Raw genomic sequence first — 26204 nt, forward strand, 5'->3', positions numbered from 1 at the left:
ACACATCCGCATCACACAGATTGGACAACACAATGCGGCCTCTTGATGCCACCCCCACACAGACTATTGGCGCTACGCCCCGCACTGCTTCAGCAGACAATGCCGGCGGTGTCGGCAAGCGCAAAAGCTACCACGCACTCAACGCGCAGCTGAACTTGTTCGACGCTTTTGGAAAAATCCAGTTTGACAAGGACATTCAGGCAGCACAAGACTATGTCACGCACCATGTCGCTCCCCGCATGCATCAGTTCGATTCCACCAAGCAACGCTTGGAATGGTTGGTTGATAACGAGTACTACGAGCGGGATTTCCTTGAGCTTTATGATGACGCCTTTCTGTGCGCCATGTACGACAGAGCACACCAAGCTAAACACCAGTTCCGCACCTTCCTCGGCGCATTTAAGTTCTTTACTTCATATGCACTGAAAACCTTTGATGGCTCGCGATTTCTGGAAGGCTACGAAGAACGCGTCGCCACCACAGCTTTGTACCTTGCACAGGGCGATGAAGAGCTTGCGGGGAAGCTGGTGGATGACATCATGACCGGACGCTTCCAGCCCGCCACCCCTACTTTTCTCAACGCAGGAAAAGCCCAGCGTGGCGAAATGGTCTCCTGCTTCCTCCTTCGCATCGAAGACAATTTGGAAAGCATTGGCCGCAGCGTGAACTCTGCACTGCAGCTTTCAAAACGCGGCGGTGGTGTGGCCTTGTTACTGAGCAATCTGCGCGAATCCGGAGCCCCAATCAAAAAGATTGAGAACCAAGCTTCCGGCGTAGTCCCAGTCATGAAAATTCTGGAAGATAGCTTCAGCTATGCCAACCAATTGGGCGCTCGACAGGGCGCTGGAGCCGTCTACCTACATGCGCACCATCCAGATATTCTTCGTTTCCTGGATACCAAGCGGGAAAATGCCGATGAGAAAGTCCGCATTAAGACTCTTTCGCTGGGAGTTGTTATTCCAGATATAACCTTCCAGCTGGCCAAAGAGAACAAGGATATGCATCTTTTTAGCCCGTATGACATCGCTCGCGAGTACGGCGTAGCCATGTCTGACATGTCTATCACCGAGTATTACGACGAGCTGGTTTCCAATCCGCGAATTTCTCACACGACCATTAAGGCCCGCGAGTTTTTCACCACGCTGGCTGAGCTTCAGTTTGAATCCGGATACCCCTACATACTCTTTGAGGATACGGTCAACCGCGCTAATCCCCTCAAAGGACATATCAATATGTCCAACCTGTGTAGTGAAATCCTCCAGGTCAACACGCCATCCACCTACGGAGCTTCGGGTGACTACACCACCGTCGGCCAGGATATTTCCTGCAATCTAGGTTCGCTCAACATTGCGAAGGCTTTTGAATCACCGGACTTTGGGGAGACCGTCGAAACCGCAGTACGTGCCCTCACGAAGGTTTCAGACCTGACGAATATCGAAGCTGTTCCTTCCATCGCTCACGGAAATGCCTCCATGCATGCCATTGGTCTGGGCCAAATGAATCTCCACGGTTTCCTGGCTTCCAAGCGTATTCCTTATGGCTGCGCCGAGGCACTGGACTTTACAAATATCTATTTCCTCACGGTGACCTACCATGCGCTCCGCGCATCCCATGCACTCGCGGTTGAAAAAGGTCAACGATTCACAGGCTTCGAAGAATCCACCTATGCCACTGGCGCCTACTTTGACAAATACATCGACAAAGACTGGGTGCCAGCCACTGAACACGTAAAACAGCTCTTCCATGAAGCAGGCGTGCAGATTCCTCAACGCGAGGATTGGCTACGGCTCAAGAAACAAGTGATGCAAGACGGCATCTACAACGCCTACTTGCAGGCAGTTCCACCCACTGGATCAATTTCCTACATCAATGACTCCACCGCGTCCATCCACCCGATTGCCTCCAAAATTGAAATACGCAAGGAAGGCCGCTTGGGGCGCGTGTACTACCCCGCGCCGGAAATGACCAACGACAACCTGGAGTATTTCGATGACTCCTACGCCGTGGGATACAAAAAAATCATCGACACCTACGCCATGGCCACCCAACACGTGGACCAAGGACTTTCCCTGACCTTGTTCTTTACCGCTGATACCACCACGCGGGACATCAACAAGGCACAAATCTATGCCTGGAAAGCCGGAATCAAGACCCTCTACTACATCCGTTTACGCCAATCCGCGCTCCAAGGAACCGAGGTCGAAGGCTGCGTCTCCTGTGCTTTGTAGGAGCACGGCCCTCCCCTTGTCTACAACCATTCACTCAGAAAGAAGGAAGCTATGTCTTCAACATCAAACAGTGCTGAACTAACCAGCATTTCAGTTACTCCGCCGAGCTACCGGCATGATCCTTCAGCCCGCATCCGCGCCATCAATTGGAACCGGGTGAGCGATGACAAGGATCTTGAAGTGTGGAACCGTCTCACCGCCAATTTTTGGTTGCCAGAGAAGGTCCCGCTTTCTAATGATCTCCCGGCGTGGCAGAAGATGACACCCGAGGAACGCAACCTCACCATGCGGGTGTTCACGGGACTCACCACCCTGGATACTGTCCAGGCCACTGTGGGAGAAATCTGTCAGATTCAAGATGCCCGCACCGAACACGAGGAGGCCGTGTATACCAACATCGCCTTCATGCAGTCAGTCCATGCCCGTTCATACTCTTCAGTGTTTTCTACCCTGAGCAGTACAAAGGAAATTGATGAAGCATACCGCTGGGCGGTGAATAACGACCTTCTCCAGGCACGCGCCAAGAAAGTGCTCGCGCACTATTTTGGGCCGGATCCACTCAAACGCAAGGTGTCATCGACGCTGCTTTCCTCATTGCTTCTCTACGCGGGTTTCTATCTTCCCTTGCACTTTTCTGTCCACGCCACCCTGACAAATACGGCAGACATGATTCGCCTCATTCTGCGTGACAAGGCAGTGCACGGCTACTACTCGGGCTACAAGTATCAGCGCGGTTTGGAATCCACGACCCCGCTACGGCAGAAGGAAATGCATGATTTCACCATTTCTTTGCTCGAAGAGCTTTATGCACTAGAGCTGGACTATTCCGGCGAGCTATATGAGCCTTTGGGACTCATGGATGATGTAGCCGTGTTCGTTCGCTATAACGCCAATAAGGCACTCATGAATTTGGGCTACCCGGACTATTTCCCGCCCGAAGAAACGGAAGTGAACCCAGAAATCCTCGCGGCCCTAGCCCCCGGAGCAGATGAGAACCATGACTTCTTCTCCGGATCTGGTTCCTCCTATGTCATTGGTACTGCTGAAGAAACGAGTGATGATGACTGGGATTTCTAAACCTTTTCCGCGACCGGACCAAGGAAGCTGGCTTGAGACCATCGCGCTGTTTGAAGCCATCCGCGAAGGAAACCAACCCGCAGCCATGCGGCTGTTGAATACATCCGCCGCACGAGAGGCCGTCCTCGGGGGTCTTCTAGGGCTCATCGAACTGTACTTCCGCCATGAAGAAGGAGACAAAGTAGATGGCTTCCTCACCGCCGCCCACGCTGCCGGCCCACCACCGGCCTTTGGCTGCAAGCCTTTTCTCCCTTGACCACGTCTCCCTACACCCAACTAAGAAAGAAGGTTTACCATGACCACCCCACGTATCAGCGTTATCGTCGGCAGCCTGCGACGAGGGTCATTTACACGCAAGATTGCACACGAGGTGCTCACGATGATCCCTGAAGACTACGAGGCAAACATCGTGGAAATCCGTGACTTGCCGCTCTATGACTTCGACTATGATGACCCCGACGTCACGGACAAGCCCACTCCGGCTGAGTACACCACCTTTCGCGAGTCCATCAAGAACTCGAGCGGGATCCTCTTCATTACGCCAGAGAACAACCGCACTATCCCCGCCTGCCTCAAAAACGCAGTGGACATCGGCTCTAAACCCAACTCAGATGTGGCGTGGAAGAACCTTCCCGCAGGTATCATTAGCCACTCTGTAGGCCGCATGGGCGGCTACAGTTCACAGAAGAACCTTCGCCTCGCCCTGTCCTACTTCGATATGCCGCTTCCTGGTCAGCCCGAAGTATTTCTGGGTCAATCCCCCACGCTTTTCGAAGAGTCCGGACATCTCAATGAACGCACCGCAGACTTTGTCAAGGATTACGTTATGCGATTCCTGCAGCTAACCGACAAGGCCTTTAGAGCCAAGAACGGCTAGCGGTATCCCCAGCCAACACCCATCACGCCCTCTACGAAGTACTCAAAGACTCCTAGAGGGCGTTCACAATGACACAAACCCCGGATTCAGGCTCATCCTTGAGTTACCTAAATCCGGGGTTTCACGCGCGCACGCCACCACACATGTGGCAGCGGCACATTACAAGCGGGAGATTACTTCTCCTCGGAAGCCTCAGCCTCGTCCTCGTCGATCTCACCGAAGTACTGGTCAACATCAACCTTGTTGCCGGCCTCGTCGGTGACCTCGGCGCGGCAGATAGCCGTAGCCAGAGCCTTGCCGCGGCGAACGTCGGAGAACAGGTTACCCAGCTGGTTGCTGGACTGCAGCTGCTGGATGAACTGGTTCGGGTCCATGCCGTAGGACTGAGCGGTGAACAGGATGTGGTCGGTCAGCTCCTGCTGAGACACCTCCGGCTCCTCAACCTCAGCCAGTGCGTCCAGGAAGAGCTGGGTGCGGACAGATTCCTCAGCGGACTTGCGAGCATCAGCGTCGAACTCCTCGCGGGTCGTTCCCTGTGCCTCAAGCAGCTGGGCCAGCGCCTTCTCGTCGTGAGCCATCTGACCCAGGATCTGATGCAGCTGAGCGTGAACCTGCTCATCAACGATGGAGGACGGCAGCTCGAAGGAAACCTCTGCCAGAGCGGCCTTCAGGACCTCATCGCGGATAGCGGCAGCCTGCTCAGACTTCTTGGTCTCCTCGACGCGGGTCTTGGTGTCCTCGCGCAGCTCGTCGATGGTGTCAAACTCGGAGGCCATCTGTGCGAACTCGTCGTCGAGATCCGGCAGCTTGCGCTCCTTGGTCTGCTGGACGTGGACCTTCACGGTGGCCTCTTCGCCCTCGTGCTCACCGGACTGGATGGTGGTGGTGAACTCGTTGTCTTCGTCGGTCTTCATGCCGCGCAGTGCGGTGTCGAGGCCCTTAATCAGGTTGTCGTCACCGATGCGGTAGGTCATCCCCTCGTGGGAAGCCTCCTCCAGCTTGGTGCCATCAACCTCGGTAGTGATGTCGATGACAGCGAAGTCACCGGTCTTCATCTTGCGCTTGGTGTCCTTGAGCTCACCGAAGCGGGAAGCCAGGTCCTCGAGGGCCTTGTCGACGTCTTCATCGCCAATCTCGAGCGCCGGCACCTTGACGGAAATCTTGGAGAAGTCCGGCACCTCGAACTCGGGGCGGATATCTACCTCAGCGGTGAACTCGACGAAGTCGTTGTCCTCCAGCTTGGCAATGTCGATCTCCGGCTGACCAATGACCTTGAGATCGTTTTCGGTAACAGCCTGCTCGTAGCGGGACGGCAGCATGTCGTTGACGACCTGCTCGAGGATGGGGCCACGACCAAAGCGGGCGTCGATAAGCTGGCGTGGTGCCTTGCCCTTACGGAAACCCGGGATGGAAACCTGCTGCGCGATCGCCGCGTAGGCCTGATCGATTTCCTTGTCCAGCTCAGCGAACGGAACGTTGACGGTGAGCTTGACGCGGGTATCGCTCAGCTTGTCTACGGTGGTCTTCACGAGAAACTCTCCTGATTGTGATCGTTTAAAGATGTAATTAAGGGGCCTGGATGTACGTCCAGGCCCCCATACGTCGGGGCGACAGGATTTGAACCTGCGACCCCCTGCTCCCAAAGCAGGTGCGCTACCAAGCTGCGCCACGCCCCGTATGGAAAGCCTCTGCGCCCGGAAGTTCCGCACGCAGCTGCGCTTCATACTGGGGCTAGTGTACCGATAGCTGCTTGACTATCCCAACACCGGCCCCAATTAAACTTTGTTTCCCCACGTCAGGGGCAGCTTTAGCGCTAGAAGTCGAAGTCGAAATCAAACATTCCGCCATCACCCCCGTCGCCGCCAAAGAGGCCATCGAAGAAGCCGCCTTCCTCGCCTCCCCCGGCGTCACCGGCACCCATGTCTCCGGCACCATCCATGGCACCGGGGTCCATGCCGTCGGCGCCGCCCATGTCTCCGCCCCAGTCACCGCTTTCTGCGGCTGCGGCGGAGTAACCAACGCCGGACATGCCCGCGAACATCGCGTTGAACATCATGGAGTAGCCCACCATCCACACGCCGGTGGTCAACGCGTCAGCCCACCACGGGCGTGAGTACCAACCGGCCGGGACCGGGCGTCCTGCTACGACACCACCCGGGTAGTAGTTGGGGGTTTCTGCGGATGCGCTTGGCGACGCCGTCAGGGTCTCCCCGTTGGCCTCCACCGTGCGGGTCTCCGTCACCTTGCCGGCCTGGCGCTGGCCTTCCAACGGCGGCAGCTCTGGACCCGGGTCCATACCCATAATTTCACGGGCCGCCGCAACATAGTAGAGACCCTCCAATGCAGATTCGCGCGCTAGGTGCGCCTGCTTGACCGTGGTGGCCTGGGAAATCGCGGAGTTTGCTGCGGTGAATCGCTCGGACGCATCCGCCATGGCCTGCTGGGAGGCAGTATCCGTACCGCTCAAGTTCATCACCTGACCACCGAGACGCTCGGTCCACCGGCGGGCATCCGCCATCGCATCATCAAAACGTTGGGATTCTCGCAGCTCTTGCTGCTTCTTCCCGTTTCGCGAGGACAGAAACCAAGCGCCGCCGCCAACGACGAGGATAAGGAGCAATAACGAGCTCACGAAAGCACCACTTTCATCTCAGTGTCGAATTGTGTGTTGTCGTAATTATGTACCTACCCAAAGTAACGCCTTTTACCCCTTTCTAGTTCCCATTTTCGTTTCAGCGCCCACGTGCGCTAAAGTAGTTCGCACGCCGATTCAACGGCTTTCAACGTTGAGACTTTCAAAGTCAAGGCCTTGAAAGTTGAAGATTACCGGTTGTGGGAATGTCGTATAGTGGCTAATACCTCAGCCTTCCAAGCTGAAGACGCGGGTTCGATTCCCGTCATTCCCTCCACTTGTAAGCTGGGACAACACACAATTCTAGCCTGTTCACGCACCGTTTGTGAACCAGTATGTGAACCACCCGTGAGGGTGGCCTAGTTCGTGTAAACAATCACCGCCCACGCTTTACCCGCATAGCCCTGCGGCGTGATGTAGCCAGACGGATTAAGCGCCACACGCGGGGTATAAGAATTCGTTGTTGATTGGGCAGACACCGGAACATAAGTCATTTTCGTGGGGGCAAATTCGGCTGGCATGACCTGTTGAGATTCCAGCCCTTCCAGACGAAGTTCAACCAGGTTCCCGGTTTTCCGCGCCGCCCAACCATCACCGGAAGCCGTCAGCACCTCGGGGTAGATACGCTTAAGAGCCATTAGCGCCCACCCCCACAGGGGTTAGTACAGCGGATAATTCACGGTGTGCCATACCTTGAAGTCGGCGGGAATTTGCTTGATATTGATTACCCCGTTGTACCCGACGTCCATCATCCCGCCGGTAATCTGAAAAGCGTAATCGATTGGGGGCCAGTACTCCTCCGGAAGTTCGATCCGCCGCTCCAATGTTCCGCGAAAGCGCAGGAACACCGTATGCCCTACCCTTGTCGCAGAGCCTCCCTTGAAGTTGTATCTGGTCATGCCCTCGTGAATCAGCTTTAGCGCCATGTCGCCACCACCTCACGAATGCGGCGGCAAAGTTTCCTAGACCGAGGGGGGGGGGATTGATTATCACCATGTGGGCGTCTCCCCTATCCGATTTCGATTTCTTGACCATGACCAATCCGTTCTCCTTAATCGTGATGCAATGCCACGACGCAGACCCCGTAACCGGGTACTCAACCCACGGGCTACTACCATCCTTGACCTGCACACTCATGTTCTCCATCGTGTTACTGATAAGCAGGAAGTACCGCCCCGGGGCAAACACTAGCTGGCGTGGGTTACTTGCTGCCGGGTCACTAAACCGGCACATACTCGGATAATCCGGGTCAGTGACCAACTTTTGAAACCCAAACGGGCCACGAACCTTCTTCAGCATCGCTAGTCTCCTTAGAATTCCAGTAGTCCAAGTGTCAGAATCACCTTGTCCGAGAGTGAACGACCGCTTGGTCTGGTGACGTGAAAGGCCACACTGTCATTCGTGGTTGACGACAGCACTGGTGCCATGTTGAACTTCAATAAGTCAGGACTATAATTACTGCGGCTCTTGTTGTTAGTCCGGGCCATAGCTAGCTGGTACACGTCAATCAGGTCATGCGGGTGTGTGCGCAGGACTGTCAGGTATGTACTTTTGTTGGCGTATGGCCTAGTGAAGCGGATATAGTCCACGTCTGCTTGGTACACGCTCACATGCGATTTGCTGCGGATTGTGGACGATTGGATTGGCAAGCACCACTCCCCATCTGACCCGTCATAGCGCCCTTTGTGTCCGGTTTGAAACTCGATACTGATAAGCGCAGATAGTCCCATGTTTGCGTTCGTTACCGCATTATCCACATATTCCTTTGACGGTGCGTAGTACCGCTCAGACGGCGTGCCAGTCGGAACGGTAATGTGTCCACCTGCGCTGCGCTGCACCAAGTCATCGGCGTACGCGCCAGTGGTAATACGCGGCAAGTTGGTTAGGTCTGCAATGGAATGCTTATGGGACTCCGGTGGGAACACGCGTGGCTTATCAGTGATGCCAGACCATGAGGTAGTACCGCCTTGCCCTGCCGGGCCAGGTGGGCCTTGCTCACCCCGCTCACCCGGAGGGCCGGGTGGGCCTTGTGGCCCTTCTTTACCGGTCGCGCCGTCTGCTCCACGCGGGCCTGCCGGGCCAGCAGGGCCAGCTTCGCCTTGCGGGCCAGGAAGACCACGCAGCGCTTCGATTTCCTGCCTGCCACCATTACCGTCTGGAATGAAAAGACGCATAGCTATTCCTCCCTGTAGATATTGCCGTTGGTTTCCACAATCACGCGGGTGTCCTTCGGAACTTTGCCGGATAGTGTCATGGCCTCCGCGTCCGTGTTCACGTAGATGGCGTTGGAGATGACGCGCCCTACCGTGCCTGACGGGTCGAGCCACACTAGGTTCTTATCCTCTGGCTCTTCGGTAGACACGACGATGCCTGCCGGGCCAGGCGGGCCTGGTTGACCATCCGCACCGGGCTTACCGGGGTCGCCTTGCTTGCCGGGTTCACCTGGTGGGCCAGCTGGGCCTGTATCGCCTGGCGGGCCTTGCTTGCCAGGAGTACCGGGTGCGCCAGGGGTGCCATCAACACCGTCTTTGCCCGGCGCGCCTGGTAGGCCATCTTTTCCGGGTGGGCCTGCCGGGCCAGTGAGCGAGGGTGATGTTTTACCGTTGACGGTGAGCTTGTCACCATTCCAGCTGGTGGAGTCAGCTATTTTGCTTGCGCGGTCTGCGCTGGTTTGTGCGGCCTTTGCCGATGCGGAGGCTTTACCCTCTGACGATTTTGCTGCTTCAGCGAATACTGCTGCCTTAGTAGCGCTGTTAGCCGCGTTAGTTTCTGAGGTTCCCGCGTTGGTTGCCGATGTGGCGGCGTTTTCCTCATGTGTGGTGATATTCTCCGCAGCCTCAGTAGCCTTTGCCGCTTCATCTTTCGCTGTGGTGATAGCCGTATCGAATTCACTGCGCACAGACTCCACAGCCGTTTTGGATGCGAGTTCTGCTGCGGTCTTGGCTTCTGCCTTCACCACATCCTCTAGGGGGATGCGGGCCATCTCGAAAGTGCCTGCCTCACTACGGGCGGTGATGACCAAAGCGCCTTTTTCTACACGGATTTTATCAATACCGGTACCGGCTGGACCGCGCACAATAGGCTCTGACGCGCCAGCTACAGGGGCAACCATCGTGAGGTCTACTTCCCCATCCGGTACCGCATCAAACATCACCGGCTTCAGCTTGAAAGCCCACCCACCGGCCTGCATATTGCTAAACGTGGCCTTCCACTGAATAAGGTTCGGTTCGCAGCCCTCACCGCCAGCAGCAAGGTAAATACCTTCGCCGCCACGGTGCATGATGATACCGTCACTGATTCGGCACTCGATAGGAGCAAGTACTAGGGATTCTGGGCCTTTCGGGCCAGCCCACTGCACAACATCGCCGTCCTTCAGCAGTGGGGTGAAGGTGACGCGCCCGTTAACCTTAATGTGTTCTGGGTCGCGGTCTTCATCCCAACTGTCAATAACGACGGCGCTGACAGCGCGACGTACACGGGTGTATTGCATCCAAGTCTCCTACAAGCATTTGACTGCCTGTAGTTGTACGGCGCTCACCGCGTTGTCTAGTTAGTCTTCGGAGTAATCGACGAAGTGGGGAAAATCAGTGCCGTAGCGTACTTATAGCTGCCAAACAGGCCACCATTACCCGAATAGAAACTCCGTGTCCGTGAGTCAATGTTGGACACCACAGTATCCACAGCACCATTATCCGAAACGGCCATCAACCACACGTAGCCAGACCAATTGCCCCTAGCCGTAAACTCAACCACACCACGTGACACCACACCGCTACTACTCCACGACAAAGTGCCAAAATTCCTACCCAAATCCACGCTAGTGGCCTTACTAGACCAAATAGTGTCATTGCCATGCAAGAACAGGAATCGGGGCACAATATCAATGGCAAGCTGTTGAGCCTCAATAGCTGACGTATTCGCAGCCGATGCGGCAGTCACAGACGCAATGGCCTGACTATTCGCCAAAGTAGCGTTCTTAACCGCCACCACAGCACGGTTAGTAGCAGAAATAGCAGTACTATTCGCCTCAGACGCTGTCACAACAGCGCTAACAGCTTTATTCGTTGATTGAATCGCCGTGCTATTCGCCTTAGACGAAAGCAGCGCTGACTCAACCGCTTTACTATTCGCCGCCACCGCTGTATTCGTCGCCGCGATCGAACGCGAGTTAGCTGCCGAAGCCTCAGACAAAGCATCAATCGCACGCGAATTAGCTGCCGAAGCCTGAGTCAACGCCGCCACAGCCTTATTCGTAGACGCAATAGCAGACGAATTCGCCTCAATCGCTGTAGTGTTCGCAGACACAGCCACATTCGTCGCACTCACCGCTTTAGTCAGCGCCTCAATCGCCGTCTTACGGCCCTCCACAGACTCCAAATCCGCAGACTCAGCCTTAGATAAAGCATCCCCCGACGTGGACACAGCGGCCTTAGAATCAGCCACAGCCTTCCCCGCCTGCTCCAACGCCTTACCGGAATCCTTTAGCGCCTTGTCCGCATCCGTACGTGCCGAAGCCGCATCCGCAGCCGCCACAGTGACACGCGCCCTAGCATCCTGCGCATCACGCAAAGCGTCCTGCGAATTCTGTAGCGAATCCTTCGCATTCTGAAGAGACTGCTTCGCATCCGCACGCGCACTAGCCGCATCCTCCAACGCACTGTTAGACGAATCCACAGCCTGCCTAGCCTGCTGCTGAGCCTCCCCCGCCTTCAACAAAGCCTTATCAGACTCAGCCAACGCCTTATCAGCCTGCTCACGCGCAGCCTGCGCATCCGCCAAATACCGCAAAGCATCCTGCTGGTGCTTACGCGCCTGCTTAATCAGGTCATCAACCGTTGACTTCTTCGTCATCGCCTGATTCAACGAATCAAAAATGTCAGGACGAATACCGTACGTGTCAGCACGGGTACGCGAGTTCTGAGGATTCGGAGGCGTGCCACCATAATCCAGGGTGCGTCGCTCCGCCTCATCCTCCAGCCACGGGTCTTTACCAGGATCCATCTCAGCCATGCGCCATCACCCCCTTAGGCGTAGGACTGGTTTACGGGCATAGCCATGAAAGACAGAGAGCTGTTTTCGCGCCAAAAGTCCCAGCCACCAATCGTGCCCCGCGTCTTCTTCAGCACGACGTAGATGGTCGTGGCAGTATTCGCTTTCACGACACCCACCGCACTACCTGGTGTCATCCTGGATGCTGTAGCCGGATAAATCTGTGTATGGTCTTCACGACGCTGATACGGCTTACCGATACCCCGCCCGATAATGTCACCACGCTGTGCATTGCCCACACGTACTTCCGCGTCGTACTGCACACCAATAGGCGTTTCCACACGCAGCTGGCCACCCAACACCACAGGGTGCCAGTCATACGGCAAACCAGGCACCGTGTAAGAGGCGATCATCTTTTCAGACACGTCACCAGACCCGATAAGGCCTTGGCTCACACTGGTGAAATCACCCTCACCCAGCACCCACGGGCCGATAGGTGCCAGCACGTTACGCGGTGCCCACTTAGACCCGTTCCACGTCAATGCTTCACCAGGAACCGGGGGGCGCGACACATCCACATCCGGGCTAGAAGACACATTGGACGCGGCACCCTCGTCACCCTTCTTGCCCTGCGGCCCCACCGGCCCCTGCGGCAGCACAAAGTCCAGAACAAACGTGTCCTTCGTCGATGCCGCCTGATTCACAGACACAGACGCATCCCCGCCAGGCTTCACAGAGCCAATCTGCACCTTTGGTGTTACGCCCGGTTCACCGCGCACACCAACAAAGTTGGGAATCTCGATGTAGTCTTGGCCGTTCCATACCCACGCAGACCGCGAATTCGTATCCACGTAGCACGCGCCTTGGTCTACCTCACGTAGATTCTGCGGCAGCTGGTTACGATTCGTAATGAGGTCACGAATCCACATCTGTGCACCAGCGTCACCCTTTTCGCCCTTCTCGCCACGGCGACCACGCGGCAGCTCCAGGAACGCGGCCTCTGGGGTTACCTCAATCAGGGCACGCTGAGTGGCTAGCACATCTTCGACGTCCGTCCACTTGAGGATAAGCTTTGTCTCAAGGTCGCGGTAAGTTGGGACGCTATCAGCCATGGGTGGGGACTCCTAACAGGGGAAACATCTAAAGCTGTCCCCATCGTTGCCCCACCGCCGCGTTGTCTAATCCACGTCACTTTGCGTGGTCTTGCGCCACACAGAAAAAGACATGAGCGGGGTAATCTGCGGATTCCATGAATGCTGCACCGCTAGCGAATACACCTCGCTAGCCCACTGCATTGCGTACTCCATCCACTTCTCCACCACGCGGCGCTCTTCCACCACATCCTCGATTCGTTGTTCTAGGCGCTGTGTTTCCGCCTCGTTACGGTCGCGCTCAACATGAAGTTGTTCCTCATACCATTTCCGGTCATAGGTGATCATGTTCTCCAGTGACTGAATCTTTTCCTCAAAGACCCGCACCCTTGCGTCTTCTAGGCGTTGCTCATGCTCAATCTGGCGGCGCTCTTTGTCCCGAAACCAGCGCACAATCTGTGATGCTTTGTGTCCGAACCATCCGAAGGACTGCTCCATCTTGTCGGTATCAGCCTTCGCAAGTGTCTTGACACCAATCCAGATAGCCAGCACCACGGTCACGAAAATGCCCCATGCCCCATCATTAGGCAAGCGGTCTAGCAGCTCTGGTGGAATCAATGTTATTGACCTCTTCTAGCTTTCTGCATCACTTTCGTGCCCCAGGCGAATAGTGCCCAGATGGTTGTGGTGAGGGCGAAGGATGAGGGGGTGCGCCATCCGTCGAGTGGGAATGTTTGTGCGGAGTGGTAGATGAAGGTGGCTAGGTGTCCGTAGGTGGCGAACATGCAGGTCAGTAGGATAATGATGGTTGATGCGATGCCTACGATGAGGCGGTGTTTCTTCACCACGATGGTTAGCGCTGCACACCCAATGCACATGAGGATGATGACCGCCCACATGAACGGTGTAGGGGCATGAATATCAGGGTCAACCAGTGCCGCCCAAAATTCAGACAGTGGGGTCATCCTAGTTAGCATCTTCATCGTGAGTCCCCACGTGATGCCGGAGTACAGCACCACGAAGTACAGGCACCCAGCGATGATGATGTTATGGCGACGGAACAACATACCTACTGTCACTACTAGGGAGGCCATGAGGAAAAGTGCGCCCCACCATTGCAGTGGCATGGCCTGCTCCACCAAGGTTAGCGACTGGGTAACATCCGGCCTGTCCCCGGTGATGTAGTCCACGCCACGGTTCGCGCCCTGCACCGTGAAAAGCGCAAAGATAATGAATGAGATGAGGGACGGCATACCGGGCGACCAGTCTCCCTGTCTTTGCGCTAGCCAGCTGTCACGGTTTTGGGGCCACTGCATCTTAAGCCCCTGTGGGGTAAATGCCCGGCGCGTCTTGGTCTACCTCATCCTCAGGTTCCGGTGCGGGGTGCTCTACTAGGTGGGTGAGGTTGGCTACCTGGCGTTGCAGTTGGGCTAGTAGCACTTCGCTGGTGGTGTCTTGTGGCTGTCCTGCCGCGTTGACGGCGGCGTTGAGTACATCCGCCTCAGTGCTCTTATCGTCACTGCCCCGGTGGGTCTTGGTGGCTGCGAAAATAAGACCAGCAGACGCTAGGTAGGCGGTGACTCGCTCAGTGGTAGACAGGGCGGTCTCAATCTGGGTGTCAGTTACCCACCCTGCTGTGATAGCCACAAACAGTGCCGCACCAAACAGGACGTACAGAATCTTTCGGAGAGGCCAATCAGCCTTATTGATGTTGCTCATTTACTTTACCTCCGGGTTTCCGCCTGCAAGCTGGGCCACAGATTCATTAAGGGCGGTGACTGCCTTAATGAGTTCGTCGAAGCTTTCAGACAGGTGCTGAATGGCTGCTTCTTGGCTGTTTTGCTTGTCCATGGTGCGGGCCACCATCTCTACTAGGGTGAGTCCCTTGCCGTTGGCAAGCTTGTCATTCGCCACCTTGACCAGGTGGTCAAAATCCCAGCCGTTGAAAGTAGGCTCGCCGTTCTTGTTGGTGCCGTAGCCTACGAATTGGTCTAGGGAGTACTTGATGCGCTTCTTGTCAATGTCGGACAAAGCTAAATCCTCTTTCTTTGCTGTGTTGGTTCCGTAGAACAAGTCTTTGAGCTGGTCTTTGGTTCCTCGGAATGCGTTTACGTCTACGTCCGCGAAACCGGCTACTTCTGCTTTGCTGCCGTATTGGAATAGCACCGGCTTTTGGTTGCCCAAGGGATAGTCCCAGTAGCGGGAGTTGTTGCCGCCCCGGGCTGCGTAGACCTGTGCGGGTGTGCCGTCCGGGTTCGTCCCGTAGTGTGCGAGCCAGACTTTGCCGTACGGCGCGGTTGCTGGCTCCCCGCCAATGGTCTTGCCCTCCCACCACGGGATATAGCTGTAGATGCCGATGACTCGCACACCGTGGCGCTCAAACTCCGTCTTGAATTCCTGCACGTGTTGCGCGGATAGACCAGCGGGGGTTTCACAATCCAGCCAGATGGGGCGCTTCATATCACCCATGACGGACACAGAGGTGGCTACCTGCTGCGCGATGCTGGTTCCCTCACGCGGGTTGCGGCAATAGTGGTAGGCGGCGGTGACCATGCCCGCGCTCTCCGCATCCAGCATGTGGGATTGGTAGGCCCAATCGCGGTGTGTGCCATCCGATGTTCGGATGATGGCGAAGCTAAGCCCCTCACTGGCGGCGCGCTTCAGGCTCATGCCGTTCTGGAAGTAGGACACGTCCACACCCAAAATATGGCCATTAGACGGTGTGGGGGTGGGCTGTGCTACTGGTTTAACTGCCCCTCCCGGCTGTGCCGCGCCCTGCAAATACTTCGCGGGGTCTTGGTGAGCACCACCCAGGCGACCAGGATGCCCCCACACTTCAAAGTGCAGGTGAGGGCCGGTGGACTGTCCTTCGTTGCCCACCACGCCTATCTGTTGGCCTGCACGTACACGGTCACCTGCTTTGACTAGGATTCCGTCGTGCTTTACGTGACCGTAGATGAAGTCCTTGCCTACGCTGTTCTGGCAGTCGAGCCAAATCCAGCTACCGAAGCCAGCTACGTTGTAGCGCTCTTTGCCTTGGACTACTACACCATCCGCTGCCGCGTAAATCGGGGTGCCTATGGGTGCTGCGAAGTCTAGGCCAGCGTGGAAGGTTCCCCAGCGCGAGCCGTAGCCGCTGGACACCCTGTAGGTGCCCTGTTTCATGGGGTGTGTGACCATGCATCCTCCTTTGTTGCCGACCATGAGGATGCGTTAGCTAGCGCGTTGTCTAGGTTGCTAGGCCGAAGTCGCGCACGGTCTCTGTCACCTTGTTCATTTTGTCCGTGAAATCAATAAACGGGTTGCTGGTGTTCTTACGCTTGCCGATGCGGGGTGAGATGCGCATACGCTCATCGTGATTGTCCTTCACGGTCACGCCAGTAATAATGTCAGACACCACCACGCCGGATAGGTGCTCTTCAAAGGTCACGCGGTCGCCAATGCGGTATCCGTAGCGAATCTTTCCGGTACTGTGCCGCTGGTCATCACCCAGCACCTTCGAGATAGTGTGCCCCATCGTCATAGTCACGGACTTACCGCCCTTAGAATCCAATAACGCACGCTCAGCCAAGGTAGATGTATCAAACGTGAACGCGCCAGCAGACGATTGAGTGAAACCCTCACGCAGATGGAACGGCCCCATCTGTGCCGCACGCTCAACATCCGTCCTATCAGTGAAAGACAACACTGTATCCTCCACCTGGTCTTTAATAACGCCACCCACCAAACCGCCAGCAAGCGCACCCAACGGGCCAAGAGCCACACCACCAATCGCGGTCAGAATGCCCTGCACAGCCCAGTCAATACCAAAGTTGATAGCCTCATTGACCCAATCATCCGACTTACCACCCACCACTTGGCGGGCAGCACCCGGCGCTTTACCAGACAGAGTGAACGAATCCACCTCACCACTGCGGGTGCTAAACCGCACATGAGGCCGGTCACGCACCTTGCGGACTGCCACAATAAGCCCCGGCTTGCTGGGAGGTTGAATCGGGTCATCATTCGGGGAGAATACTTGGTCAATGTTGGCATGAGTAAGGCGGCGTAGACGCTCACGCCCATCACCCTCAACCAGCGGAACCACCTTGCCCTCTGGGAAGGGTTGGCCAGGCCACCACATGCGGCACTCTACGTCATAGTCATACTGATTAAGAATGTCGCGCAATAGGCTATCCAAATTGGTCATGCGTGCCGATAGGTCGATACGTGGTGATTTGTCTTCGACCCGCTTGGGTGGCATGACGATATAGGCGGGCAGGCCAGAGCGGGCGATATTCTCACTCAGGTAGTGGTACACCACGGACTCTAGCGGGCCTGCCTGGTGGTCACGCTTGCCCTGCAATGCAAGCCCCGTGCGAGTATTCGCAAAAGCTAAGATGCTGCCCAGCTGCACCTTGTCATCAATCAGTGTGGCGGTGACTGTTTCGCGGCCTGGTTTGCCAGCGGCCTCGAATGATTCCACACGGCCTGTCCACGACCAGCCGTTGAATTCTGCCGTGATGGGGACTACATCGTGGTCGCACTGCATGATACGCGCCGCGAGCTTATGGTCAGCTGGAATAGTGACAGTGCCTGTACCAGCGTTCAGCCCAAACTCCGCGTTGAGTTCCACGTCAATGTATCCGGGCATACGGTACCGCTGCGTGTACTCATTATTGTGCACCATGAGGTTCAGCGGGTTAGCGCTATAGGATTCGTTAATGTCAGCTACCATGCTTGCTCCGCCCTAGGCGTATAGGACACCTCAACTCGGAAATTCTCGCCGGGGTTAATAGGTGTGATGTTCAAAGGCACCGTATTACCCCTGTGCACGCCACGCGGCGGCAGCGGCTTAGTCCAATAGATGTTAGGGAAATCAGGCTGCAAATCATCACCCGATGAGGTGAGGAAGGACGGCCAGAGTTCATTGGTGTCAATCCAATAGCCGTGTACAGGGTTCATGCCTGCTAAGAGTTCTTCTTCGGTGCGCAGAGTACGCGGGTCAGGGAGGAAGACCTCTTCTTTATCCACTCCAATAAAGCAGCCGTTGTGGTCGCCGGTGACAGTCCAGCGTAGCCATGCGGGCTGGTCGCCAAGGTTGAGCATGTGCGCGTTGCGGCATGTGTAGCGGTCGAAGCGTTTGCGTTCCTCAAACCGCTGCCAGAATGACCTATCAGTCTTCAACGTGACTAGCTCACCCATCTCACCTACTAGGCCGGGCCGTTGGTCAAAATAGTTCACGTCGCTAATGGATTCGACACGGGCATCAATCCACCAGTAGCCGGATTCCTTAGACACGGCAAACAGTCTCACAGTGTCCTTACCCCGTCCTAAAGACTCACGCCATAGGGAATGCTGCCGCCTAGCCCACGCCGAAGAACGCGGGTCACTCACCCACACCTGAAGCGTAATCGTGGCCTGCTCATCAATAGTGCCCTTGTAAATCGCGCCATCCATACCCGTCACAGTCTGGTAATCGTGCGTCACCGGGGCACCCTGCAACCCAGACGGCGGCTTATTCAACCGCACCGGCGACCCCGGCCCACCAAACCACCAGCGGGTCTTATGGTCAGCACCCACAAGGTAGAAACGCAACAGGTCGCTCGATTGGTATTCGTCACGACTCTGCCAACTTGTGTCAGTCAGTATCAGGCTCATAGCAGCACACTCCTCATAGCCATTCCTAGCTGCTTCTGCGCGTTATCCACCTGCCCCTGTAGATACTTCTTCGGGTCATTAATCTGCACCGGCCCATTGAACACCGCACCCACAGCGTTCTGGGCAGTAGCCTGCGCATGACGGCGCGTACGGTACTGTGCCGCCTCAGTATTCAGGCCAAGCTCAGCAGCGCTCAAAGACCCACCGGTGGAGAAATCGAGACGGCCCTCCACCAGCCCAGGGAGGCCGGAGGCAATGAAGTTGACCATGCTCATCACGTCCACACCCAGGCGTTTGCCGGTCTCAGCCCAAATATCTAGCGACTGAGCACGCTTATCACTAGACAGTGGAATGTAGGCTTCTGGGCCTGCCTCAGCCCACAACACAGCAGAATCACCCTCATTAATCTGCGCCTGGCGCAAACCGCCTAGAATGCCACCATCCGCCATAGCCGTAATCTTGGCATTCTTAGTGGAATTGTACTTATCCAGGAATCCCTGCGCTTCATCCATACGCTGCGCATAACGACCAGGGAACGCGGATACTTGTACGCGCTGGGCGTGGGCACCAGGGTCACCGGTGTTGTAGTCAGCCTTAACCAACTGGTCATAGAACATGCCAGCGCTCTTCGCGGGATCCATCCGGTCAGCCGTCGTTCCCCACGCGCCGTTATTACGCTGCTGGAAAAGACCCACAGAATCGTGGTCGTAGCCCACCGCGTCATGCGGCATCTGCATAGAAGCCGGGTCAGCAGGGTTGGCGTACATCTTCATACCGGATTCCACCAGCGCGGTCGCCAGAGCAATCTTGATACCCGTGTCCGTAATGCCCCTGCGCCTGCCTTCCTTGATGATGGCATCCGCGTACTTATTACCAGACGTGCCGCCCACGCCCTTCGTGGTGGTGAGTAGGTCACCGTACACGTCCAGGCCATCGGCACCGGATTGCAGGCGTTGCATTTCAGCTTCGAGTTCTTTTTGCTCTTGTTCGAGCTTGGCAATCTTCGCCTTAGTGTCCGCCACCTTCTTCTCAGCCTTAGCTACGGACTGGTCAGCAGCCGCCTTTTGCGAATCGGTGGCGGTCTTCTCGCCCTTCTTGTTGGTCTTGCCGTAGACCTCATCGCGCTTCATCTTCTTGATGCGGAGGTCTTCTTCAGCCAGCGGCAAATCCTCATTGGCCTTGTCCAGCTGGTCTTGAATCTTCTCTAGCTTCGCGGCGGTCTTTTCCGCATCCTTGGCATTCTTCTTTTGGGACTTTTCGGATTCCTTCGAGTACAGGCCAACCACGGTGCCCCAAGAGACAACATCGTCGGCCATGGGGGTTCCGGTCTTCTTCGAGTAGAGCGCGGCCATAAGCTCTAGGAATGAGCCATCCTCGATGAGGGTGCCAGCCCCACCGTTCAGCTCGCGGGATTCACTCTCCCCACCATCGGGACTGTAGGTGGAGGTGACCATGCCGCGCATAGCGTCCGTGACGGTACTGTAGCCGGGCATGCCGACAACACCATTGAGGGAATCTAGGGAGTCCAACCCCTCAGTGGTGAGGCCCATGCCTCCGCGCTTGTAGTACCAGTCTGTGAAGCCCCGGCCCTCTAGCGGGCCTGCCTTGCCACCAATGGTGAATCCACCACCGGTGTTACCACCGGATTCAATGTAGGTGCCGTCATCGAGCTGTAGCGCGGTGTGGCCACCACCAGGCCCACCATTGACCACGCCTACACGAATGTCACCGCTTCTGCCTCGGCCTTGCTTGTAGCCGCGTTTGCGCATGAACCCGTCTTGTCCTGCGGTTGCGGTGCGCTCTACCCATTCGTCTAGGCCTTCTGCCGCGTTGACTACTAGTGAGACCGCGCCGGAGCAGTCCACACCGGCACGTGACCAGCCGCCGAAGATGTATGGTGTGCCGTTCATGTAGGCAAGCCGCGCCTTAATCGCAGCAGCAGGAAGAACTGCACCATCCGCGAAGGTTTGCACCATCCCGGTTTCCCCATCGACTAGGTTGTAGCCGAATTGCCTTGCAACCTCATTGAGGATGCGCTCAGAGCGTCCACGCTTAGACGGGGCCATGGGGATGTAGGCCTCGCCGCCGGTTTCAGCCTCAGCCCACACGCGGTACGCACCAGCGGGGGCAATCTGTGCTTGGTGGGATGGCTCATGGTTAGAGTTGGCGCGGCGGGCCACTGCACGGTCAACGTTCTTATCACGATGACCACCGGAAGCGTAGGTTTCCACCGGCTTGTCGATACCGCCGTTGGCCCGCTCAAAAATATCTTTGATATAGCGGACAATACTAATCTCATGGTTGGAGAACGTATTAGTGTTTTCCTTAGACAGAGTGGTCTGGATGTGGCGGCGTGTTTCTTCCGCATTATCCGTGACGATTACGCGACCATCTGGCAAAGTAGTAGTTCTAATTCTTAGTTTGTCCAGCCGTTCCATATTCTCCTGGCTGGTGTCCGTAATCTCAATAGTTCCAGGCGGCAAGGACTCAGTTTGGATACCTAAAGCTTGCAGGTTAGCTAGCTTCTCCGGGGAGTTATCAGAAATAGCAAGGTGCCCATCCGGCAACTCAGTCGCCTCAATACCAACAGCAGCCAAGGCGTCGCGAACTTCTGGAGTGTTATCCAAAATGCGAACCTCGCCCGGGGGCAAGCTGTTAGCCGCGATACCAAGACCGTTGAGCGAAGCCAGCACCTCGCCCGTATTGTCTTTCATATAGACGTATCCTTCTTCGGTCTTGACAGCACCACCTAGCTCAATCTGCTTGCCAATAACCTCAGAAATGTTGTCCTTAATCCTGACTTCGCCAGTCACCGGGTCTTTCGCAGCTACACCCAAATCAATAAGGCGTTGCTGCACCTCGGGTGTATTATCGTCAACGCTAAATCGCCCGTCTGGAAGCGCCTTAATTTGAGCACCCAGATCCGTGATTATTTGGGTGATGTTGTGCCCCTCTGGGAACTTCACCTCAACCTGGCCGTTAGGAAGATCGTTAATCTCAATGCGGAGTTTATCCATTTCCTTACGCACTTCGGGGGCCATGGATTCCACATGAATGGTTTTTTCGTCAGGGATAGCTGTAATGGAATCCCCCACAGCGGAAAGAACCTTGCTAGTCTTCTCAGACTGAGTTTCCAAACCGTTCAGCTTGTTCTGAAGTTCTTTAGCCTTCGCTGACTCTAAGTCGCTATTTAGGGTGCCAACTTCTTTACCCAAGGTCATGGCGGCACCGGTGGTATCCTCCATCTCATTTTTGAGCGCCTCCCATGCTTGGGCCACACCTGGCTGGAGCATTGCATCGGAACTATTAATCTTGTCCATTGCGTCTTTATTGCCCACTAGGGCTTGGGTGACATCATCAATGGTGAGGCCTGAATCCTCAAATGTGCTACTAAGGGCTTCCCATTGCTTAGATCCAGTAAGTGCAGAATCTACAGCGCCTTCGGTGGCTACCTTCACCTCACGCATCGCATCAACGTTTCCGTTTACCGCGTCACGCACAGTGTCTTGCGCCATGCCTAGTTCGCGGGCAGCGTCCGTAGCGCCGGATTCCTCCAGGCGTTTGTTAATCAGCTCTTGGGTTTGGTCTGTGATAGCGCCGGTGGTTTCGTCTAGGCTGGCGCGCAAATCCCTTTGGGCTTGCTCATGCTCTTGCTCAGCCTGCTTAGCCTCCATGTGCTTATCAATAAGGATGCCCAGCACCGTAGTGGCACCCATGATTGCCAGTCCCCATGGCCCGCCAAGCATTCCAATGATGCCATTCACACCAGACTTGAAGCCCGACATGGCACCACTAGCCACACCCTTAACCGCTCCGCCGAAAGACTGCATGCCACCCATCGCGGTACCAGCCACACGAGACATACCAGACAGCTCACGGGCAGACACGCGAGTCTCACGGCCCAGTACCATCATTGGGCCGGAAGCGTTACGGAAAGCAGTAGCCATCTTGCCGCCGAAGCCCTCAGCAGAGCGGGCGTGCCCCACCCAGTTCTTCAGCGCACTAGTGGAATTATCCAGCGCAGAAGTCCACCCCTTATTACGGGCCGTCAGCGTCAGCAGACCAGCAGCCAGCACAGGGGTAGGGATAGACGTAATAGCAGAAGCCAACCCCTGCAAAAGCGGCAAAGACACCTCAACACCGTCGGACAGCACACCCAAAGCCGCCGTCGCCTGAGGAATGATAGCCGTCGCCGCCTCACTAATCGCAGGCGTAAGACGGGCAGACCACTCAGCAGCCATAGGGCCAACCACAGCCCCCAAACCATCCACCTGGTCTGTCAGTTCTTTAATAACCCCCGGAGCTTCGGAGAAAGCACCCTTCGCGGCCTCAGCACCCACACGACCAAACGCAGCACCCAGATTCTTCAACGCACCCGAAACAGTATCGCCCATACGTTTCGCGCCGCCGCCCACGTAGGACTCCATCGCATCCGCAAAGGTTTGGAAATCAATCTCACCATCGGATGCCATCGCAGACACCTCAGCAGAAGTCTTGCCAAGATGCTCACCCACGATTTGCAGCACTGGGATACCACGCCCCAGCATCTGCATCATGTCATCACCCTGGAGCTTGCCACGGGCCGCAACGGAGCCGAAGATTAGGCCCATATCCTCCATAGAGGTGCCAGCAATAGCAGCCGTATCCGCCACGGTACCCAGCACGGTTTCCAGCTCTTTACCAGGTGCAATACCAGAGGCAACCATGTTGGCGGAGACAGTAGCGGCTTCACCCAAGCCAAAACTGGTTCCCTTCACACTGGCCAGCGCGTTATCCATGATGTTTTGCACATCATTTCCACTATTGCCCAGGGCTTCGAGCTTGGCGGTGGCCTGGTCGATGGAGTCCAGGCGCTGGAAGCCCTTATGTAGGCTGGCGGCAACACCACCCACCACGGCGGTGCCAGCGGTCGCGGCGGTAAACTTCGTAAACTTCGCAGCAGCGCCCGCAAGACCATCGCCTACACGGTCAACAGACTTTTTAGCCCGCTCCGCATCCGGGGTGAAGTCCTTAGGGAACTTAATCTTAGAGCTGGCAGATGCGGCCTTATCAGCAGCACTCGCCAGATTGTCTGTGGCACGCTTGGCTTTCGTCGCCCCTGAGGTGTCCGCCTTGGTCTTAATGTCAAGGTTTTCAACCTTGTCAGCGGACTTTTTCACATCTGCTAGGTCACGCTTGACATTGCTGAGAGTGGAGGATACCCCATCGGTATCAATCTGGATTCGGGCGTTGAGGGTACCGACTTCGAGCGCCATAGCGTTCTCCTAGTGTGAGGTGGTTTCAGATGTGAGGTTGAGGGCTGTCCTTAGACGGCTAGGTTGGTTAATCAGGTCAAGGATTCTGGTTTCCAGCCACCGCCACGTGCGTTGTGTGAGTACGCCGGATTCCACATCGACCCCGTATTTTTCGTGGAGGTCACACTCAATCGCAGACCATTGATTGAGCACGTCTACCCACTGAAGTTTTTGCTGCCCTACCGGTTTCTGCGCTTCATGTGGTTCAGGGGCGTACCAGTCACGCAAACCGGTTTCCGGGTCATACGGCCCACCACCGGGGTCATCATCCCCATAGGCTCTGGGCCTAGGGTCGTAGGGGCCGTAGGGGCCGTCTAGGAGGTAGTCTTCTTGCGGCTGCGGGTGGTCTTCTTCGCCGGTTTCTTCTCCGCTGGTTTCTCCCGGGCCGTTGCCCACGCCACGATGTCCTCCGGCTGGATCGGTCGCTCTTTTCCCAGGCGGGTCTCCCACCACATCTCGCCAAACTCGGGAGAAACACCGTAGTGAGCCATGGCGGTGTTACCAACGTGCATACACTCTTCGTAGGGCACGCCGTTGGCTACCATTTCATCCCACAGGCCACCGCTCATACTGTCGGTGTCCTTGTCGTACTCCGCGCCTAGCAGCTTGGCCACGAAGTAGATTTCCTCAGCCGGGTCAGCCTCAGGGTCAGCAGTGAAACGCTTAATCTCCAAGCCCAGTTCAGCGTTCGGGGACTTCACGGTGTACACCTTGCCGTCGATGGGAAGATGTAGGTTCGGGTCGTGGAATTCACGCAGGTCGCGCACGGCGGGTATCTCCTATAGATAGACAAAAGACCAGGAACACCACTTAGGGTGCACCTGGCCTAGAGTTGTCCAACCCGTCTATTACTGGTCGGTTGTATCGCTTGCGGTACCACCAGCCATAACCGGGCCGTCACCCTCGCCCTCAACTGGGACGGACTTACCCTTATCGTCGGTGACCGGCTTAATCGCCACCGGCTTACCGCGAGACATCATCTCAAAGCTGAAAGAATCCAGGTCTTCATTACCGCCAGCCTGGTCTTCCCACTTCACAGAGAAGTAGGAATCATATCCCTCTTCCACACCGTCGGTGCGCCAGCAGCGGGCCTGAATCACGTTGTCAAGGCCCATCTTGCGGCCCTTCTCACGCAGAGCGGCCTGGCCGGGGTCTTGCTTAAACTTACCCTCATCCTTCTTGCCCTTGCGCTTGCCCTCACCCTTGAAGATCATCTCTAGGGCGGTGGCAATCTGGGACTTGTAGCCCTCAGAGTCAATATCGGAATCGTCCTGCATGGTTGGGGAGGATTGCGGGGCGAACTGGGACAGGCCACGGACGTAAACCCAGTTCGGTGCCTCTTGGGTGCCGGTGTTTACCTGTAGTGCCCAGTCGCGGGCGAGAGTGGAATTAAGGTCGTAGGAAGATGGTGCCTTAGCAACAGCCATTATGCTCTCCTAGTTGGGGTTGACTACGAATTCGTAGGACTCCACCCTGTGATAGACATTGGCTTCGTCCCGTTCCTCGTATGTGAGGACTCGCGCAGAGCGTAAGACTGAAACCCCGTTGTCCAGCTGGTAGTCAGTTTGCTCATGGAGCAATTGGTACACGTCGTCTGCGATGCGGGATGCGTAGCGCGGATCACGGGTGCCCTTGATACGTAGCTGCACACGGATACGGGGCGTGCCGGTGTCCTGCTGTACGGTGTCATCTGTGCCGAAGTGGTACACGGCTAGCCCAATGCTTGGGCCTGCTTCATCCGGTAGCACACCTAGATACACGGCGGGTGGGGTGAATTTTTTATAGATTCCGTTTGGTGCCCACTGGGCTAGCCCATTGCTAGAAAGATGCCGGGCTAAATCCTCACGCAGAGTTCCATAGGTTGGGGTCATCGCATCGCCTTCCCAATCTCTTTGGCTATCAGCTCAGAGATTCGTGTCTGATTATCCAAAAGCGCGGACTCTAGGTATTTGGCTTGTCCTTCCTTGTGCTGCCAGCCAACCTCTTCGTGCTGGCGGGCCGCGTACGGGGTGTTGTAGGACACCATGGCTTCGTTGCCCTCCACGCTGGCGCGGGCACTGTTGCGCAGCGTGCCGGTCTCTATCGGAGTGCGCTGTACAGCTTCGTCATGTAGTAGGTGCGCCCCGGCGCGCAAAGCATTCGTAGCGGCATGTTTAATGTCGCGGGCTACCTCTTGGCCGCGCCAATCCAACTCAGCCATATGGATTCACCACCCCTCCACCCGTGGACTCGCTGGGTATCGTCAGGGTTAGTTTCTGGTGGTCTGGTGTTTGGTTCCCTGCCCCGTCGAACGCGGCACGCTCGGTGACCTCCCACGGGCCGGTCTCAAACGGGTCTGGAAGTTCCACATGGTCGCCGCGCTCCACGACTAACCCA

Annotated in this window: 23 protein-coding genes and 2 tRNA genes; 5 read left to right on the forward strand and 20 right to left on the reverse strand. The window is 56.3% G+C overall.

All coding sequences use genetic code 11. The features are described 5' to 3' along the window. The first annotated feature begins 32 nt into the window (after window positions 1-32). The 4 genes from nrdE to HMPREF2526_RS05915 are packed head-to-tail and all read left to right on the forward strand — an operon-like array spanning window position 33 to window position 4182. Window positions 33-2228: a class 1b ribonucleoside-diphosphate reductase subunit alpha gene (gene nrdE, locus HMPREF2526_RS05900; RefSeq protein ID WP_070546357.1), complete on the forward strand. Its 2196-nt coding sequence runs from the start codon at window positions 33-35 to the stop codon at window positions 2226-2228. A 51-nt stretch (window positions 2229-2279) separates the two neighbouring features. After that, complete coding sequence (gene nrdF, locus HMPREF2526_RS05905; RefSeq protein WP_023020918.1) at window positions 2280-3305, forward strand: class 1b ribonucleoside-diphosphate reductase subunit beta; 1026 nt, start codon at window positions 2280-2282, stop codon at window positions 3303-3305. Then, entirely contained in the window at window positions 3289-3561 is a 273-nt protein-coding gene (locus HMPREF2526_RS05910) for a hypothetical protein (protein WP_034655492.1), read from the forward strand. Before nrdF ends, HMPREF2526_RS05910 begins: the two co-directional genes overlap by 17 nt. A 39-nt stretch (window positions 3562-3600) precedes the next feature. Continuing rightward, window positions 3601-4182, forward strand: a complete 582-nt coding sequence (locus tag HMPREF2526_RS05915; protein WP_070546359.1) for an NADPH-dependent FMN reductase — start codon at window positions 3601-3603, stop codon at window positions 4180-4182. Between the two features lie 173 nt (window positions 4183-4355). Here HMPREF2526_RS05915 and tig read toward each other — a convergent pair whose 3' ends face one another. From tig to HMPREF2526_RS05930, 3 genes are all read right to left on the reverse strand, one after another. After that, window positions 4356-5711 (reverse strand): trigger factor, encoded by a 1356-nt coding sequence (gene tig / locus HMPREF2526_RS05920; RefSeq protein WP_070546361.1) that lies wholly within the window; start codon window positions 5709-5711, stop codon window positions 4356-4358. Between the two features lie 73 nt (window positions 5712-5784). Next, window positions 5785-5858: transfer RNA gene (locus tag HMPREF2526_RS05925), tRNA-Pro, on the reverse strand. A gap of 137 nt (window positions 5859-5995) precedes the next feature. Beyond that, a complete protein-coding gene (locus tag HMPREF2526_RS05930) occupies window positions 5996-6814 on the reverse strand; it encodes a hypothetical protein (RefSeq protein ID WP_070546363.1) in 819 nt (272 codons plus the stop codon). Between the two features lie 202 nt (window positions 6815-7016). Here HMPREF2526_RS05930 and HMPREF2526_RS05935 point away from each other — a divergent pair. Continuing rightward, window positions 7017-7091, forward strand: a tRNA-Gly gene (locus HMPREF2526_RS05935). 82 nt (window positions 7092-7173) lie between these two features. Here the strand turns inward: HMPREF2526_RS05935 and HMPREF2526_RS13195 are convergent. The 17 genes from HMPREF2526_RS13195 to HMPREF2526_RS06025 all read right to left on the reverse strand — a co-directional run bounded on the left by HMPREF2526_RS13195 (window position 7174) and on the right by HMPREF2526_RS06025 (window position 26028). After that, window positions 7174-7452 (reverse strand): hypothetical protein, encoded by a 279-nt coding sequence (locus tag HMPREF2526_RS13195; protein WP_148139542.1) that lies wholly within the window; start codon window positions 7450-7452, stop codon window positions 7174-7176. A gap of 21 nt (window positions 7453-7473) precedes the next feature. Further along, window positions 7474-7740 (reverse strand): hypothetical protein, encoded by a 267-nt coding sequence (locus HMPREF2526_RS05940; RefSeq protein WP_070546366.1) that lies wholly within the window; start codon window positions 7738-7740, stop codon window positions 7474-7476. Between the two features lie 384 nt (window positions 7741-8124). Continuing rightward, a complete protein-coding gene (locus HMPREF2526_RS12880) occupies window positions 8125-8988 on the reverse strand; it encodes a collagen-like protein (protein ID WP_083295530.1) in 864 nt (287 codons plus the stop codon). Window positions 8989-8990: 2 nt separating this feature from the next. After that, window positions 8991-10304, reverse strand: a complete 1314-nt coding sequence (locus tag HMPREF2526_RS13600; RefSeq protein WP_070546373.1) for a collagen-like triple helix repeat-containing protein — start codon at window positions 10302-10304, stop codon at window positions 8991-8993. A gap of 56 nt (window positions 10305-10360) precedes the next feature. Next, window positions 10361-11824 carry a coiled-coil domain-containing protein gene (locus tag HMPREF2526_RS05960; RefSeq protein WP_246819865.1) on the reverse strand — a complete coding sequence of 488 codons (1464 nt, stop codon included), beginning with the start codon at window positions 11822-11824 and terminating at the stop codon, window positions 10361-10363. 14 nt (window positions 11825-11838) lie between these two features. After that, a complete protein-coding gene (locus HMPREF2526_RS05965) occupies window positions 11839-12915 on the reverse strand; it encodes a phage tail protein (protein WP_070546376.1) in 1077 nt (358 codons plus the stop codon). Between the two features lie 66 nt (window positions 12916-12981). Next, window positions 12982-13512: a hypothetical protein gene (locus tag HMPREF2526_RS05970; protein ID WP_070546378.1), complete on the reverse strand. Its 531-nt coding sequence runs from the start codon at window positions 13510-13512 to the stop codon at window positions 12982-12984. A 2-nt stretch (window positions 13513-13514) separates the two neighbouring features. After that, complete coding sequence (locus tag HMPREF2526_RS05975) at window positions 13515-14147, reverse strand: hypothetical protein (RefSeq protein WP_246819866.1); 633 nt, start codon at window positions 14145-14147, stop codon at window positions 13515-13517. Between the two features lie 64 nt (window positions 14148-14211). Continuing rightward, window positions 14212-14613: a hypothetical protein gene (locus tag HMPREF2526_RS05980; RefSeq protein ID WP_070546383.1), complete on the reverse strand. Its 402-nt coding sequence runs from the start codon at window positions 14611-14613 to the stop codon at window positions 14212-14214. Continuing rightward, complete coding sequence (locus tag HMPREF2526_RS05985; protein WP_070546385.1) at window positions 14614-16074, reverse strand: peptidoglycan DD-metalloendopeptidase family protein; 1461 nt, start codon at window positions 16072-16074, stop codon at window positions 14614-14616. It abuts the gene before it with no gap. A gap of 49 nt (window positions 16075-16123) precedes the next feature. Then, entirely contained in the window at window positions 16124-17611 is a 1488-nt protein-coding gene (locus HMPREF2526_RS05990) for a Gp37-like protein (protein WP_070546387.1), read from the reverse strand. Next, complete coding sequence (locus HMPREF2526_RS05995) at window positions 17605-18534, reverse strand: hypothetical protein (protein WP_070546390.1); 930 nt, start codon at window positions 18532-18534, stop codon at window positions 17605-17607. The genes HMPREF2526_RS05990 and HMPREF2526_RS05995 overlap by 7 nt, the downstream gene beginning before the upstream one ends. Next, window positions 18531-23789, reverse strand: coding sequence for a tape measure protein (locus HMPREF2526_RS06000; protein WP_070546393.1), 5259 nt, complete (start codon window positions 23787-23789; stop codon window positions 18531-18533). The genes HMPREF2526_RS05995 and HMPREF2526_RS06000 overlap by 4 nt, the downstream gene beginning before the upstream one ends. 353 nt (window positions 23790-24142) lie before the next feature. Continuing rightward, on the reverse strand, window positions 24143-24595 hold the full coding sequence (locus tag HMPREF2526_RS06010; protein WP_070546397.1) for a DUF7426 family protein: 453 nt from the start codon (window positions 24593-24595) through the stop codon (window positions 24143-24145). Window positions 24596-24676: 81 nt separating this feature from the next. Then, the gene (locus HMPREF2526_RS06015) at window positions 24677-25255 is read right to left on the reverse strand and encodes a phage tail tube protein (protein ID WP_070546399.1); all 579 of its coding nucleotides are present in this window, start codon (window positions 25253-25255) and stop codon (window positions 24677-24679) included. Window positions 25256-25264: 9 nt separating this feature from the next. Further along, window positions 25265-25699: a minor capsid protein gene (locus HMPREF2526_RS06020; RefSeq protein WP_070546402.1), complete on the reverse strand. Its 435-nt coding sequence runs from the start codon at window positions 25697-25699 to the stop codon at window positions 25265-25267. Next, entirely contained in the window at window positions 25696-26028 is a 333-nt protein-coding gene (locus HMPREF2526_RS06025) for an HK97 gp10 family phage protein (RefSeq protein ID WP_070546405.1), read from the reverse strand. The genes HMPREF2526_RS06020 and HMPREF2526_RS06025 overlap by 4 nt, the downstream gene beginning before the upstream one ends. Window positions 26029-26204: the final 176 nt, after the last annotated feature.

The sequence above is a fragment of the Corynebacterium sp. HMSC070E08 genome (assembly GCF_001808895.1).
Lineage (GTDB): Bacteria > Actinomycetota > Actinomycetes > Mycobacteriales > Mycobacteriaceae > Corynebacterium > Corynebacterium hiratae.

Bases quoted from the DNA above. Each gene is read 5' to 3' on its own strand.
- nrdE (WP_070546357.1), top strand. From the start codon at position 33: ATGCGGCCTCTTGATGCCACCCCCACACAGACTATTGGCGCTACGCCC.
- nrdF (WP_023020918.1), top strand. From the start codon at position 2,280: ATGTCTTCAACATCAAACAGTGCTGAACTAACCAGCATTTCAGTTACT.
- HMPREF2526_RS05910 (WP_034655492.1), top strand. From the start codon at position 3,289: ATGACTGGGATTTCTAAACCTTTTCCGCGACCGGACCAAGGAAGCTGG.
- HMPREF2526_RS05915 (WP_070546359.1), top strand. From the start codon at position 3,601: ATGACCACCCCACGTATCAGCGTTATCGTCGGCAGCCTGCGACGAGGG.
- HMPREF2526_RS13195 (WP_148139542.1), bottom strand. From the start codon at position 7,452: ATGGCTCTTAAGCGTATCTACCCCGAGGTGCTGACGGCTTCCGGTGAT.
- HMPREF2526_RS05940 (WP_070546366.1), bottom strand. From the start codon at position 7,740: ATGGCGCTAAAGCTGATTCACGAGGGCATGACCAGATACAACTTCAAG.
- HMPREF2526_RS12880 (WP_083295530.1), bottom strand. From the start codon at position 8,988: ATGCGTCTTTTCATTCCAGACGGTAATGGTGGCAGGCAGGAAATCGAA.
- HMPREF2526_RS13600 (WP_070546373.1), bottom strand. From the start codon at position 10,304: ATGCAATACACCCGTGTACGTCGCGCTGTCAGCGCCGTCGTTATTGAC.
- HMPREF2526_RS05960 (WP_246819865.1), bottom strand. From the start codon at position 11,824: ATGGCTGAGATGGATCCTGGTAAAGACCCGTGGCTGGAGGATGAGGCG.
- HMPREF2526_RS05965 (WP_070546376.1), bottom strand. From the start codon at position 12,915: ATGGCTGATAGCGTCCCAACTTACCGCGACCTTGAGACAAAGCTTATC.
- HMPREF2526_RS05975 (WP_246819866.1), bottom strand. From the start codon at position 14,147: ATGCCGTCCCTCATCTCATTCATTATCTTTGCGCTTTTCACGGTGCAG.
- HMPREF2526_RS05980 (WP_070546383.1), bottom strand. From the start codon at position 14,613: ATGAGCAACATCAATAAGGCTGATTGGCCTCTCCGAAAGATTCTGTAC.
- HMPREF2526_RS05985 (WP_070546385.1), bottom strand. From the start codon at position 16,074: ATGGTCACACACCCCATGAAACAGGGCACCTACAGGGTGTCCAGCGGC.
- HMPREF2526_RS05990 (WP_070546387.1), bottom strand. From the start codon at position 17,611: ATGGTAGCTGACATTAACGAATCCTATAGCGCTAACCCGCTGAACCTC.
- HMPREF2526_RS05995 (WP_070546390.1), bottom strand. From the start codon at position 18,534: ATGAGCCTGATACTGACTGACACAAGTTGGCAGAGTCGTGACGAATAC.
- HMPREF2526_RS06000 (WP_070546393.1), bottom strand. From the start codon at position 23,789: ATGGCGCTCGAAGTCGGTACCCTCAACGCCCGAATCCAGATTGATACC.
- HMPREF2526_RS06015 (WP_070546399.1), bottom strand. From the start codon at position 25,255: ATGGCTGTTGCTAAGGCACCATCTTCCTACGACCTTAATTCCACTCTC.
- HMPREF2526_RS06020 (WP_070546402.1), bottom strand. From the start codon at position 25,699: ATGACCCCAACCTATGGAACTCTGCGTGAGGATTTAGCCCGGCATCTT.
- HMPREF2526_RS06025 (WP_070546405.1), bottom strand. From the start codon at position 26,028: ATGGCTGAGTTGGATTGGCGCGGCCAAGAGGTAGCCCGCGACATTAAA.